The 13,603-nt window shown below is 62.3% G+C and carries 10 protein-coding genes and 4 pseudogenes; 3 read left to right on the plus strand and 11 right to left on the minus strand.

From position 1 onward, the window contains the following. Nucleotides 1-4: 4 nt before the first annotated feature. From ligD to LB551_RS23210, 8 genes and pseudogenes are all read right to left on the minus strand, one after another. Entirely contained in the window at nucleotides 5-1,906 is a 1,902-nt protein-coding gene (ligD, locus tag LB551_RS23175; protein WP_224629003.1) for a DNA ligase D, read from the minus strand. A gap of 117 nt (nucleotides 1,907-2,023) precedes the next feature. Continuing rightward, nucleotides 2,024-2,146 (minus strand): DUF3606 domain-containing protein, encoded by a 123-nt coding sequence (locus LB551_RS23180; RefSeq protein WP_318012752.1) that lies wholly within the window; start codon nucleotides 2,144-2,146, stop codon nucleotides 2,024-2,026. A gap of 98 nt (nucleotides 2,147-2,244) precedes the next feature. Beyond that, nucleotides 2,245-3,211: pseudogene (locus tag LB551_RS23185) on the minus strand (OB-fold nucleic acid binding domain-containing protein); the annotation flags it as partial. A 192-nt stretch (nucleotides 3,212-3,403) separates the two neighbouring features. Further along, nucleotides 3,404-3,988: pseudogene (locus LB551_RS23190) on the minus strand (ABC transporter ATP-binding protein); the annotation flags it as partial. Nucleotides 3,989-4,000: 12 nt separating this feature from the next. Continuing rightward, nucleotides 4,001-4,933 carry a 3-keto-5-aminohexanoate cleavage protein gene (locus LB551_RS23195; RefSeq protein WP_140554049.1) on the minus strand — a complete coding sequence of 311 codons (933 nt, stop codon included), beginning with the start codon at nucleotides 4,931-4,933 and terminating at the stop codon, nucleotides 4,001-4,003. Nucleotides 4,934-4,952: 19 nt separating this feature from the next. Beyond that, nucleotides 4,953-5,801 (minus strand): carbohydrate ABC transporter permease, encoded by an 849-nt coding sequence (locus tag LB551_RS23200; protein ID WP_140554048.1) that lies wholly within the window; start codon nucleotides 5,799-5,801, stop codon nucleotides 4,953-4,955. Beyond that, nucleotides 5,798-6,733 carry a carbohydrate ABC transporter permease gene (locus LB551_RS23205; RefSeq protein WP_140554046.1) on the minus strand — a complete coding sequence of 312 codons (936 nt, stop codon included), beginning with the start codon at nucleotides 6,731-6,733 and terminating at the stop codon, nucleotides 5,798-5,800. The genes LB551_RS23200 and LB551_RS23205 overlap by 4 nt, the downstream gene beginning before the upstream one ends. A gap of 1 nt (nucleotide 6,734) precedes the next feature. Next, nucleotides 6,735-7,985 carry an extracellular solute-binding protein gene (locus tag LB551_RS23210; RefSeq protein WP_140554044.1) on the minus strand — a complete coding sequence of 417 codons (1,251 nt, stop codon included), beginning with the start codon at nucleotides 7,983-7,985 and terminating at the stop codon, nucleotides 6,735-6,737. A 150-nt stretch (nucleotides 7,986-8,135) separates the two neighbouring features. On the opposite strand from LB551_RS23210, the gene LB551_RS23215 reads away from it, so the two are divergent. The 3 genes from LB551_RS23215 (at nucleotide 8,136) to LB551_RS23225 (ending at nucleotide 11,426) form a co-directional block, all read left to right on the plus strand. Beyond that, entirely contained in the window at nucleotides 8,136-9,059 is a 924-nt protein-coding gene (locus LB551_RS23215; RefSeq protein WP_224629005.1) for a BadF/BadG/BcrA/BcrD ATPase family protein, read from the plus strand. Then, the gene (locus LB551_RS23220) at nucleotides 9,060-10,082 is read left to right on the plus strand and encodes an SIS domain-containing protein (protein WP_140554043.1); all 1,023 of its coding nucleotides are present in this window, start codon (nucleotides 9,060-9,062) and stop codon (nucleotides 10,080-10,082) included. It begins immediately after the preceding gene. Nucleotides 10,083-10,220: 138 nt separating this feature from the next. After that, on the plus strand, nucleotides 10,221-11,426 hold the full coding sequence (locus LB551_RS23225; protein ID WP_140554041.1) for an ROK family transcriptional regulator: 1,206 nt from the start codon (nucleotides 10,221-10,223) through the stop codon (nucleotides 11,424-11,426). Between the two features lie 95 nt (nucleotides 11,427-11,521). Here LB551_RS23225 and LB551_RS23230 read toward each other — a convergent pair. From LB551_RS23230 to LB551_RS23240, 3 genes and pseudogenes are all read right to left on the minus strand, one after another. After that, a pseudogene (locus LB551_RS23230) lies at nucleotides 11,522-11,677 on the minus strand (FMN-dependent NADH-azoreductase); the annotation flags it as partial. Between the two features lie 54 nt (nucleotides 11,678-11,731). Beyond that, nucleotides 11,732-12,216 (minus strand): annotated as a pseudogene (locus LB551_RS23235) (peroxiredoxin-like family protein); the annotation flags it as partial. Between the two features lie 934 nt (nucleotides 12,217-13,150). Next, nucleotides 13,151-13,420, minus strand: coding sequence for a hypothetical protein (locus LB551_RS23240; RefSeq protein ID WP_224629020.1), 270 nt, complete (start codon nucleotides 13,418-13,420; stop codon nucleotides 13,151-13,153). Between the last annotated feature and the right edge of the window lie 183 nt (nucleotides 13,421-13,603).

The following is a 13,603-nucleotide window of genomic DNA, read 5'->3' on the forward strand; positions in this document are numbered from 1 at the left end:
GGCTTCACAGGTCCGGCAGGAACTGATCGGCCCGGCCCCATCCCGCGAGGGCCTTCGATGCGGCGCGCTTCTTCAACTCGGGCGCATCGCCGACATGGAAATGAGAGGGCGCATCGATTGTCTTCATCTCCGCCCAGGTGACAGGTGCTGCGACCGGGGCGCCCGGCCGCGATCTGGCGCTATAAGCCATGATTGCCGTTGCGCCGCGCTGGTTGCGCAGATAGTCGACGAAGATCCGACCCTTGCGTTTGGCCTTCGACAAAACGGCCGTGAAGTGGGCAGGGTCGCTCTGCGCGACCGCCTGAGCAAGCCGGGAGGCGAAGGCCTTCACCTCAGGCCATTCAGCTCGCGGCGTAAGCGGCGCGATCACATGCACGCCCTTGCCGCCCGTCAGCATCGGGAAAGTGGTCAATCCAAGGGATTTCAGTATATCCCGGAACTGGAATGCGGCAGCGCGAACCGCCTCGAAATTCAGTCCCTCGTCGGGGTCGAGGTCAAACACAAGGCGGTCGGCCTTCTCGACGTCTTCGATGCGCGCTCCCCATCCATGGAACTCGATCGTTCCCATCTGGACACAGGTCACAAGCCCCTCGGCGTCGTCGACGTAAAGGTAGGGCTCCTCATGGCCGTCCTTTTCGGTGATCCCGACGTGATGGACCTTGTCGCCGAAGCTGCCAGCGTCGTGCTTTTGGAAAAAACATTTCTTGGCGCGGCCCTGCGGGCAGCGGACCAGGCTGATTGGTCTGCTGCCTGCCCAGGGAAGCATGATCGCTGCAACATCGGCGTAATGATCGGCAAGCTGTCCCTTGGTGATGTTGGATTCGGGGTAGATTACGCGGCCGCGATTGCTGATCGCGACCGCGCTTGTCGCCGGCGGCGGCAGCGTCGCTGTGCGGTGTTCCGTCTCGAGCACAACCGCTTCGGGCTTCTTGTCCTCACGCAAGCCGAGATAGCTTGGATGGCGCAGTGTTCCTTCATTGGTCATCTCGGTGAAGGCGATCTCGGCGACGAGGCTGGGACGCAGCCAGTGCGCGCGACGAACCTCCGCGCGCGGTGCTTCGACGGTGGCTGCCTTCTGCTCGAGCGGCGCCATGGTCTTCATCAGCCGGGCCATCCCGGCGGCATTGAAGCCGGTCCCGACCTTGCCGGCATAGCGCAGCTTTCCGCCGTCATGGACCCCAAGGATCAGCGATCGAAACGCGCGATCCTTGTCTGACGGCGTCCAGCCTACGAGCACGAACTCCTGACGTTTGATGCACTTGATCTTCAGCCAGCTTCCGTCGCGGGCGCCGACATAGCCCGAATCCGCCAGCTTCGAGATAACCCCCTCAAGGCCGGCGTCGCAGAAGCGGTTCAGCAATTCTTCCCCCCGGCCCTGGATATGATCGGAGTAGCGAAGGATGGGGCTCTTCGCCGGCAGAATTGCCTCCAGTTTCTCCTTGCGCTCCAGCAGCGGCAGCCTCGTCAGGTCTTCCCCGTCGAGTTGGAGCAGGTCGAAGGCATAAAAATCGATGCTCGTGGGAGCGCCCTTCAACGCGTTCTGCAGCGCCTGGAAACTGGACCGCCCCTCGGCGTCGGTGACGATGGCCTCTCCGTCGATGAGGGCAGAGCGAACCTTGAGCTTGCGCGCCTCCGCCAAAATGGACGGAAAGCGGCCGGACCAGTCCAGGCCGGAGCGCGTATAGGCGCGCGCCTCGCCGCCGCCCACGGCGACAAGAATACGATAGCCATCGTATTTCATCTCGTGGATCCAGCGATCGCCAGGGGGAACCGTGTCCACCAGTTTTGCAAGCTGGACCGGCCGGAACGCGGGTGGCGCATGTTTGGCTGCCCCGCGCGAGGCTGGCTTCGCAGGGGGAGCTGAAGATCCTTTGATTGTGGGCCGACGCAAAGCTGACTTGCTCACTTGACTTGACCCTGTTCAGACCGAACTATGCAATGAGTCATTGCGAACACGCAGCCTATTTCTTCAGTTTCTCCGCGGCGGCATTGAGCTTATCGCGGTCGTTGCCGATGCGCTTGATCAGGGCTTCGGCCTGCTCTCTCTGATACCGTGCTTGCGGGCGAAATAATTGACCTCATAGCCCTCACCGCCGGAGACCTGCCGACGGTCTGCGGCGCCTCGCTTCGATTTGTTGTCCGCCATTATCGTCTCCCCTGTTCCATAGCTGCGCCGTCACGACGTTCGACCTGTAACGCTTTGGTAAGACTTGCGATCCTGAGCCGGACAAGAAATTCGACGTTTCACCTGAAATCCCGCGTCTTGACCTTGAGGTTGTCGATGTGGAGGTCGGGTATGTAGATGTCGCGGCTGCGCAGCCCCTTGGGCAGCAGCTCGCGCGGATCGGGTCCCGAGCCGCCATTGCGCCGCGGGCGTGCGGCAGGGGAAAGCTGCCCTCGCGTTCGCCGATGCTGGCGAGCTCGGCTGAAAGATCGCTGATCTTCCGAGCCACGAGGTGGACCACTTCGCCCTCACGCTGGATGCGGCCGCTTACCGCGATCATGCCCGCCGACAGAACCGTGCGCCGGTGCTGCTCGAACACTTGGGGCCAGACCACGAGGTTCGCGATGCCGGTCTCGTCCTCAAGGGTGATGAACATCACGCCCTTGGCCGAGCCCGGGCGCTGCCGGACGAGCACTATGCCTGCCGCTTCCAGCCAGCGCCCGTCGCGCGCCTCCATCGCCTCGGCGCAAGACACGATGCGGCGGCGGCGAAGATCTTCGCGCAGGAAAGAGATCGGATGGCTGCGAAGCGTCAAGCCTATGTGGCGGTAGTCTTCCACGACCTCGCCGCCGGCGGTCATCGGCGGCAGCGCCACCGCCGGTTCATTGATCTCCGGAATCATCTCCGCCTCGCGGGCCGATGCGGCCGCGAACAGGGGCAGGGGCTCGTCGCGCAGCGCCTTGATCGCCCACAGCGCCTCGCGCCGCGCGAGACCAAGCGCCGGCCGGAACGCGTCTGCCTCGGCGAGCTGGACAAGCGCGGCCTGCGGCACGCCAGCGCGGCGCCACAGATCGTCGACGGAGGCGAACGCCTGGTCGGCGCGGGTGGCGACAATCGTGCTTGCATGGACATTTGCGAGACCGCGCACCATGCGCAACCCAAGCCGGACGGCGAAATGTCCGTCGTCGGCGACCGGTTCCAGCGTGCAGTCAAACGCGAGGCGTTGACGCAGGCCGGCCGGATGTCGATCCCGTGCGCGGCCGCGTTCGATCTGTGCGCGCAAGGCATCTATGGCGGGCTCCGGCCGCAAGATGGTCGTTGACCTCCGGGAAAGCGCATATAAGAATGTTCTCTATTTGTTCTACGATCGAGCGATGGAAGTCAAGTGGGCCTTGGAGCGCGGCGCACCCTTGTGTAGCGGCGAAGTCATTGGGGGCGGGGCGGGGGCTAACGCCGACCTTCGACCTGGTCGTGGGTGACATAGACGATCGTGTTGCCCAGGCGCTGGTGCAGCGCCTTGATCTCAGAGCGCATCTGCACGCGCAGCTTGGCATTGAGGTTGGAGAGCGGCTCGTCGAACAGGAAGACTTTCGGGTCGCGCACGATGGGGCGACCCATGGCGACGCGCTGGCCCTGGCCGCCAGAAAGCTGGCGCGGATAGCGCTCCAGCAGGTCTTGCAGTCCAACGATCGTTGCGGCGCGCGTAATCTTGGCGTCGATCTCGCCCTTGTCGGTCTTCTTCAGCCTCAGCGCGAAAGCCATGTTCTCGCTACCGTCATATGCGGATAGAGCGCATAGTTCTGGAATACCATGGCGATATCGCGCGATTTTGGCGCGATGTCGTTGATGACTTGGCCGTCGAGCGCGATCTCGCCGGCGCCGATATCTTCGAGGCCGGCGATCATCCTTAGTAAGGTCGCTTGCCGCAACCGGACGGCCCGACAAGGATGACGAATTCGCCCGACGCGATATCCACCGACACGCCGTGGGTAACTCGCCCTTGCCATAGTCCTTCTCGACACCCGATATGGTGACCGCACTCATTGGTATTTCCCTTTAGAAAGAGACCTTGTCGCCGCCCTTGAGCTGCAAGATCTGCCGCGCCTCGTCAGGGGTGGCGACCGAGGCGCCGAGCCCCTCGACGATCTGGCGCACCTTCTTCACCTGCTCGGCGTTGGATTTTGCCAGCTGGCCCTTGCCGATCCACAGCGAGTCCTCCAGCCCGACGCGCACATTGCCGCCCAGCGCGATGGCCTGAGTGGCGATGGGCAACTGGCTGCGGCCGGCGCCTAGCACTGACCAATGACAGTCATTGCCGAACAGGCGGTCGGCGGTGCGCTTCATATGCGCGACGTCCTCCGGATGGGTGCCGATGCCGCCCAGTATGCCGAACACGCTCTGGACGAAGAACGGCGCCTTGACCAGGCCGCGCTCGACGAAATGGGCAAGCGTATAGAGATGGCCGATGTCGTAACACTCGATTTCGAAACGCGTGCCGTTTTCCGCGCAGGTGCGCAGGATGTGCTCGATGTCACCAAAGGTGTTGCGAAAGATGCGGTCGCGGGAGCCTTCGAGATAGGAGCGCTCCCAATCATGCTCGAAGGTCTTGAAGCGCTCCAGCATCGGATAGAGGCCGAAATTCATCGAGCCCATATTCAGCGAGGCGACTTCCGGCGAGAAGGTCGCCGCCGGCTTGACCCGCTCCTCGACGCTCATAGTGGCGGCGCCGCCCGTGGTGATGTTGATGACGCAGTTGGAACGCTGCTTAATCACCTTCAGGAAGGGCGCAAAGGCCCCTGTCGACTGGTCGGGCCGGCCGTCGACAAGATTTCGCGCATGCAGGTGGACGATGGCTGCACCGGCCTCGGCCGCACCGATCGCGGCGTCGGCGATCTCTTGCGCGCTCACCGGCAGATGCGGCGACATCGACGGCGTATGGATCGAGCCGGTGACCGCGCAGGTGATGATGATCTTGTTCTGGTTCGCCACTTGAAAATATCCTCGTCCTCTATTTCACTGCGCCTTGCGTGATGCCTGAGATGAACTGCTTCGACAGCACGATATAGAGCAGGGTGATCGGCAGGGCCGCCAGCGTCAGCCCGGTGAACAGCACGCCCCAATCGGTCGTGAATTCGCCGACGAAGACCGTGAGGCCCTGCGGCAACGTCTTGAGATCGTCCGACGTGATCAGCACCAGCGGAAAGAAGAAATCGTTCCAGATCGGCACGGCATTCTGGATCGCGACGATGACCAAGGCCGGGCGCGCCAGCGGCAGCATGATCGAGCGCATGATGCGAAATTCGCTGGCACCGTCCATGCGCGCCGACTCCTCCAGTTCGCGCGGCAAGGTCCTGAGAAAGCCCGTCATGATGAACACCGCGGAAGGAATGCCCATGGCCACATAGACCAGCACCAAGCCGGCATAGCTGTCGACCAGGCCAAGCGAATCCAGCTGGATGAACAATGGAATGATCGCCAGTTTCAGCGGAACGGTCATGCCGCTCAGGAAAAACATCAGCACCAGTGCGCTCAGCCTGAATTGATAGCGGGCGATGGCATAGGCGGCCATGGTGCTGAACAGAAGGATCAGTGCTACCGCGGCCAAGGTGATGCCGAGAGAATTGGCGAGGTACCGGACGAAATTGGTTTCGCTCCACACGCGCTCGGCATTGACCAGCGAAAAGTGCGCCGGCAGGGCGAAGGGCGAGCTGAAGATCTCGGCATTGGTCTTGAAGGACGATATCACCATGACGAACAGGGGATAGATCATGATGACGGCATTGATCACCAGCATCAGCTGGATGGCGCCGTTCTTCAACAGCTCGCCGGGTTCCCTGGTGCCGACCGCTGCGCTCACAGTTCGATCTCGCGACGGCGCAGATAGCGAAGCGCGATTGCTGTGACGCCGGCAACAATGATGAACATCATCACCGCCAGCGCGCTGCCCTGGCCGAAATCCTGGATGCCTGTTGTCGTCGAGCCGAAGGCGGTCCGGTAGAAATAGAGGCCGAGCACATCCGTCGCGCCGCCTGGCGAACCGGTGAGGCCGGCCATGACATAGGGGATTTCGAACCAGTTGAAACTGCCGATGAAGGTCAAGATGGTGACGATGGTGACGCTCGGCGCAATCAGCGGCCAGATGATGCGCGTCATCAGCACATAGTCGCCGGCGCCATCCAGCCGGGCAGCTTCGATCACTTCCTTGCCGACGCGCTGCATGCCTGCCAGCAGCACCAGCGTCGGAAAGCCGAGCCAGTGCCAGATGTTCGCGAACAGGATGCTGCCCAGCGCGGTGTTTTCACTTCCGAGCCACGGGATGGCGCCAATGCCGATCAGCACCAGCGTCTGGTTAACCAGCCCGAACAGCGGATGCAGGAACAGTTTCCACAGGAAGCCAACGATGACGGCCGACAGCACAACAGGCAGAAAGACGATGACCTGGTGGACGCGGTGACCGGGCAAGGCCTTCAGCAATGCGTAGGCAAGCAGGAAAGCGGTGCCGTTCTCGAACACCATCAGCGCCACGAAGGCGACGATGTTGTGTTTCAGCGCATTGTAGGTCCAGCCGCTGTAAGGCTGTTCGAACAGCACCTTGCGGAAGTTCTCGAAGCCGATGAATCCGGTCGGCCGCAGGCCGTTGAACTCATAGAAGGCGAGACGGAAGGCCGAAAGCAGCGGCCACAGCACGAACAGCACCATGACCACCAGGGCCGGTGTCAGCAGGGCCGCTATCCAGAGTGATCGGCGCCACGGAAAAGCTTTTGAGGGGTGGCGCCGGCCGCTGTTCATTTCACTTGACCTGGAAAGGCTTGTACCATTTGGCCAGGCCGTCGGTCAGGTCGGCGGCCAGTTGGTCCGGGTTGATCGAACCTGACATCATCTTGGTGATGTCGCCCTGCAGCAGCTCCGATCCAGTCGGCTTCTCGAAACGGAAGTATACAACATTGATATGCGGCATGGCGGTCTCGTTCAACTTGGCGACGTGGGCGAGCAGTTCGTCCTTGATGACCACGCCCTTGATCGGCGAGATGTTGCCGAGCAACGCCGAGAACTTGTCGCCGAATTCCTTGGTGCCCATCCAGTTCACCAGCTTGAGCGCGGCCTCCTTGTTGGCCGACTTGGCGTTGACGGCATAACCGCCATCAAAGAACTTAGTCACCTGCGGCACATCGCCGGCCCTGGCCATTGGCGGGGCGATGAAGTCCATGTTGATGTCCGGGTTCTGGGTCCGGTAGCTGGCGATGTCGAAGCTGCCTCCGGCCAGCATCGCCGCCTTGCCGCTGATGAACAGCTGGCCAGCGGTGTCGTAGTCGATGCCTTCGAATCCAGGAGGCATGTAGTCGCGCAATTCGAGCAGCTTGCCGAGTGCCGCGACGTAGCGTGGGTCCTTAAAGGTGGTCTTGCCCGACGTCAGGTCGCTGACAAAGTCCTGGCCGAGAAACGGGTTGGTGAAGATGGCGACGAACATCTCGTTGAACCAGCTCGTGCCCATGCCGTTGGCCAGGGGGTAGATACCCTTGACCTTCAGCGCCTTGCTGACGGTTATGAACTCGTCCCATGTGGTCGGCGGGCTCAGCTCGGCCTTGGCAAAGACGTCCTTGTTGATGAACAGGCCAAGCGTCTGCGAAGCGAAGGGCAGGGAATAGACCTTCTTGTCGGCGCGGTATGTGCCGGCCACCAGCGCATCGGCGGGCTGGTTGGCAAGTGACGGAACCCTGGTCAGATCCTGCGGCTCGAAGTAGCCTGCTTTCACGAACTGCTCGAGCCAGCCATAGGCGTGGGTATGAATGACGTCGCCGCCCTTGCCGGCGGCCAAGGCCGTCGAGACGATGGTCGGATAGTTCTCATCCGGGAACGACTCGAACTTCACATGGATGTCCGGGTTCTCCTTGGTGAAATCGGTGAAAAGTTCATTGTAGGCGGCCCTATCTTCCTGACGCCAGGTCCAGAACGAGATGTCGGTAGCGTGAGCCACGCTTGCCGTGAGTCCCCATGCGAAAGACGCGGCCGCAAGGGCCAGACCAATCCTTCTCCTGCTCATGTTGCAATCTCCCAATCGCGCTTGATGCGTTTTTTACGACGATTATCAAATCATAGTTCTTGCCGTCTGGAAAGATAGTTTGTAAAGTTTCCTAACTAATGCGAATTGGACGCGGCAACCCGCTTCGTCCGGCATGGGCGGTGGATGTTGGTGACCCAGAAAATCATTGCAGGTGTGGATATAGGCGGGACCAAGACGCGCATTATGGCGTGCATGGACGAGCGCACGATCGCCGACGAGGTGCTGGTGACGGAGAGTTGGCGTATTCGCCAGATGGAGTCCGATGCCACGAGGCTCGCCGACATCGTCGCGGGGTTGTGCGGTGGCGTGGCGCCCGTTGCGCTGGCAGTCGGCGCGCATGGCTGCGACACGGGTGAACAATGCCTGCGCTTCCAGGCGCTGCTGGCGAGCAGGACCGGCGGCGCGGTGCAGGTGGTCAACGATGCCGAACTGATGGTGCCCGCCGCCGGCCATGCCGAAGGCATCGGCGTCGTCGCCGGCACAGGTTCCATCGCGGTGGCGCGCACGGGCCGAGGCAGGATGCTGGCGGCCGGCGGCTGGGGCTGGATCCTCGGCGATGAGGGCAGTGCGCCGGCCTTGGTACGCGAGGCCGCCAAGGCGATCCGCCACAGCCTCGACAGGGGCGACGATGGTGACCCGCTGATAGCCACACTGATGCGCGAACTCAATACCGACGACCACACCAAGCTCGGCATCCTGCTCAATGAAACGCGCGGTGCCGCGGTCTGGGGTCGCTATGCCAATGCCGTGTTCGACGCGGCCATCGCAGGATCGGCTCTGGCTAACCGCGTTATCAGGGAAGGTGGGGCAGGACTTGCCGCGCTGGTCGAACTGTTGATCGAACGCGGCGCCAATCCTGCTCTGGTCGTGGCCGGCGGCGGTGTCATCTCGGAACAGCCGATGCTGATGACGGCATTCGTCGAGGCCATGGCGAAAGTATCGCCGTCGAGCCAGATCGTGCTGCTGCGCGAGCCGCCGGTGCTCGGCGGCGTCGCTCTGGCCCGGCGGCTGCTCGTTGGCCAGGAGCTATCCCCACACATTGGAGCTGTTTGAATGATGAAGCGGATTGGCTATCGCCTGGCGGTGGCGCGCCAGACGGAAAGTCTCGAGATTGGCAGGCGCTCAGTGGCCGCCGCACTCGACGGCCTCGATCTCCGAGCCTTTGCCGGCAAGACGATCGGCCTTGCAGGTATTGGCGCCAGCTACCAGGCGGCGCTGGCCGGGGCGCTTTATCTGCGCGCCTCCGGCATCAGGGCCGTCGCCTATACGCCGACAGATCTCTATGGTCGCACGGATGCGGCCGCCGATGTCTTTATCGCACTGTCGGCCTCAGGGCAGAGCCGAGAAATTTTCGATGTCATGCGTGAAGCATCCGCGTCGCCGCGCCTGGCGATCTGCCGTGGCAGCGACAATCCGCTGGCTGATTTGACCGGCGCCGCTCTTGCCACTGATTCGGGCGACGATAATGGCGCCAGCTCGACCGGCTATACCGGGACCTTGCTGGCGCTTGGCATGCTGATCGACCGGCTTGCCGGCAACCGCTTCGACTGGGCGCGTTTGTCGGGCGCGGTCGCCACCGTCCTCTCCGATGCGGAGCATGCTGCCGGACAAGCGGCGCGGCTGCTGCAGGGCAGAACATCCATCGATATCGTCGGCGCCGGTGTCGGCTTCGCCAATGCCGGCGAGGCGGCGATGCTGATCCGCGAGGCGGTTCGCGTGCCGGCATCCGGGTGGGATACGCTTAATTATCTGCATGGACCGATGGAATCTCAGGATGCGGCGACCGGATTGATCGTCATCGGCGATGGCCGCGAGGTGAAGATCGCGCAGGATGTCGCCGGCTTTGGCTGCCCATCGGTGCTGGTCACGCGGCGCTCGGATGTCGTTTCGGCCGACAGGCTGGCGGTGATTTCCGTACCGGCCCTTGGCAATGCCCTCGCCGATGCCATTCTGGAAATCGTCGCCATCCAGCTTGTCGTCGGCAACATGCAGGATGCGGCCGGCCTGACCGATATCGTCTTCCGTTATCGGCAGACCGATACCAAGCTGAGGCCGTGGTCGCCGACGGAAGTCTGACATCCTTGTGCGGACATCGTGGAAATTGCCAAACCGGTCAGCAATGGGGCATTGAGGGCGGAATGCGGCTTTGAGTCGGCGGCGCTTTCGCTGTACCGACCGAGACAGGATTTCAGGGCAAAAGGTCAAACGGCTGAGATGGCGGCTGCGGAAATCCCAAATCTGACCGACAGTGCCCGAGCCGTGCTGCGCGTGCTCGCCGCGCATGGACCGGTCACGCGGCCGAAGCTCGGCGCCATGCTCGACCTGTCGAAGCCGACCATGTCGGCCGCCGTGTCGGAGCTGAGCGCGCTCGGCCTCGTTGCCGCGCGCGGCCGGGAACGCGGCGCCATTGGCCGCACGGCGACCATCTACGGCATCGGCTCGGGTGCGGGCTACGCGATTGGCATCGATGTCGGCGCCGCCCAGGTGCGGGCGGTTGCCTGTTCGATGGACACACAGAAGCTGATATCGGCGGAAGAACCGATTCCAGAAGCCAAGGCCGGCGATGCCGACGAGGTCGGAGCCATCGTCCTGTCGGTGGCGCGTGCCACAATGGCCAAGGTCAGCAAGAGTTTTCGCGCGCTGCGCGCCATTGCCGTGGCGGTGCCGCGCATAGTCTCCAATGATGGTTTTGACCGTCCTGGGGGGCCGTCCGCCGCGCTTGACCTGCTGCGCCGTAGCATCGAGGTGCCGATCATCCTGGAAAACAACGTCAACTGCGCGGCCATCGGCGAAATGCATTTTGGTGCCGCGCGAGGTCACCGGACCTTCGTCTTTCTGCAGGTTGGCGTGCGGGTCGGGCTCGGCTTCATCACCGAGGGACGCTTGTTTCGCGGCGCCGGGGGTGCGGCCGGCGAAATTGGCCGCATGCCGTTTCCGTGGTCAGCCAGCGAGACGCCCTATCGTGAAGGACTCGAACATTATCTCGGCTCGCGGGCGCTGCTTGAGCGCTGCCGAGTCGACTGGCCCGCCGGGGAAGGCGCGCCGCCAGACTCGGCCAAGGATCTGTTCGCGCGCGCTCTTGAAGGTTCACGACCGGCAATGGTGGCCGTCGAGCGTCATGCCGCCGATATCGGCAGGCTGGCGGCCGGCTGCATCGGCATGCTTGATCCTGGGCTGATCGTGCTTGGCGGCGGCGTCGGCAGAAATCCGCTGATGACGGAAAGCGTTGGAAATATCGCGGCGGACCTTGCATGGCCGACACGGATCGCCGTCAGTTCGCTTGAAGATGACGGCACGGCGCTGGGTGCCATGAAACTGGCCGTCGACTACAGTCTCGGACTGATGCTGCGCGAGGGCCGGCATCCGGCTGTCGTGCTGCCGCCGCTGTCCGAGTTGCAAGCGGACGCGAAGGACACTTGAGAGAAAGAACGGCAGGCGCCGGGCGCCTGCCATTGATGCGGGGTGACGCAGTGCCCTATGCGGCCGCAGCGACTTCGCGCGTTTGCAGCCACAACCACAACGGCATCGCCCTTGGCGGTCGCCTTGGCGAATGCGTCGGTGACCGCATCTCGTCCCTTGGCGACGCCCTCGATGCGGATGACGTCGACATCGGCCAAGCCGATGAAACCGAGCAAGCTGCGCAGTTAAGGAATGGCATGGTCGAACTGGACGGGAGGATCGTCGCGGACGGCCACAGCGCGCTTACGCCGAACCTGCCGCTTTCCTCAGGCGGTCGAGCGCACCAGTTGACGCAAGGTCGGCAGCATGTCGTCCGGCTCCGGCCTGCGGGTATAGCCGGATTGACCTCTGCATAGGCGATGGTGCCGTCCTGGGCGATGGCATAGCGGGCCGGCATCGGCAGCGCCCAGCTCGGATCATTGTTGAAGGCCGGTAGGTCGTTCTTCAGGCTCTTGTAGAGATCGATTAGATAGTCCGGCAGCTTGAAGCGAATGCCGAAGGCGGCTGCAACCTCGCCATTTACATCCGAGAGGATGGGGAAGGTGAGATTGTTCTGGCGGACGGATTTGCGACTGTTCGGCGCCGTCTGCGGCGAGATCGCCACAAGCGAGGTGCCGAGCTTGTCGGACTCGGGCTTGGCAGCCTCCAGCGCCTGCAATTCCATGTTGCAACAAGGACACCAGACCCCGCGATAGAAGCTAATGACGAGAGGCCCCTTGAGGAGGTCGTCAGATCTGACGAGATTTCCTTCGGATAGGCATCGCTTCCGATTCGAATTCATGCCCCTTTTTTTTGTAGTCGCGGCAATACCGATTGGTGTGTCTCAGCTCGCAGGGATAGAGGAGCCACCTCGCGCAGAGTGACCGGCTTTATATCGCCTGGCTTGTTTCGGTCAGGCCTGTCAGGCTCTCTGAATGCCCAACCACATGCCGCTCACGCCTCGCAATTCTTACGCTGAGCCAGGACGCATAGCCGCGCAACCAACAATCGGCATCGGGATGCCGAAGCGTGAGGCAGTTTGGCCATCAGCTAGGTGATCGCGGCTTTGAGCTTAGCCAAATGTGCAGTGGCGAGGTTAAGGAGCGCCGTTGCCGTTTCCTCTGCTGACCACCCCTGCGCGATTGAAGAGGCTACCAAAGCCGCGAAGGCGGTCTCTATTGCAACTTCGCAATTCACTTCCCTGTCGGGGCTTCCCTCAGGCAGTATGGGAGCGGCAACCGGTGCGGTTTCGGACATGCAAAATGAATCGCCGAAAATGGAAAAGGTTCCAGTTTGGAAGCTGCACATATTCCGTTGCCGATTAATTGCAGTCCAACCGTTCGTGCTTTGCCGAGATAAACGCTAGAGATAACGGCAATTGGCCAGCCCGATCGCCCAGTTGCGGACCCGCGAAAGCTGGTGAATGCGAGTCGGTTCGGAACTTTTCGAGATGTGAGGATCCGGATCTTAGCCGGATCTAGCCTAAGTGACCAGATTCGAAAGTGGAACAGGGCGACAGCAGCCGGGAATACCCAGGTACTCGGCCAACTGTTATGCCATGTGGTCACAACAGGCAGATACAAAAGAGGGCTCCGGACAGAAGGTTGGGTCCATCTGCGCTTAGGCTAATCTGCTAGGCCGTCCCGCGACGCAAGCATGACCCGGCTGACAGATCAGGATCAAGAAAGCCGGGTCAAGCTTGGCGATCAATAATCGCTGTCGTCCTGCTGGATGACCACCGGGCGGTGATGCTGACGGTGCATCGAGCCCGTGACGACAACGGTGTCGGGCCGACGATGGTGGCGATGCCAGGCACGCTTACCGTTGTCGTAAAAGGCCACTTGGCCGTGGTGACGGTGATGAAGGCGGCCGCCGTCCTCATTATAAACCCCTGTGCCATGATGCTGATGGCGATGATGGGTCGTGATCACGACATCGGCCTCGGAACGCGAGGCCGACATTGCGCGAGCCATCATCTTCGACACGGCCGATTCCATTCGCAACAAGATGACCCCAGGCCATCGATGAATTTGCTGGCCTGTTCGCGGGGGGTAACCGGGTCGCAGATGCTTGACAACCTAAGGGCCCAAGTGCGGGATAATGGCACGGACCAGAGCGCCCGATCGGGCGTAAGCTGGTCCGGGTTGCGCAGCCCGATC

Origin of the sequence: Mesorhizobium sp. BR1-1-2 (genome assembly GCF_020165435.1) — a bacterium.
GTDB lineage: Bacteria > Pseudomonadota > Alphaproteobacteria > Rhizobiales > Rhizobiaceae > Mesorhizobium.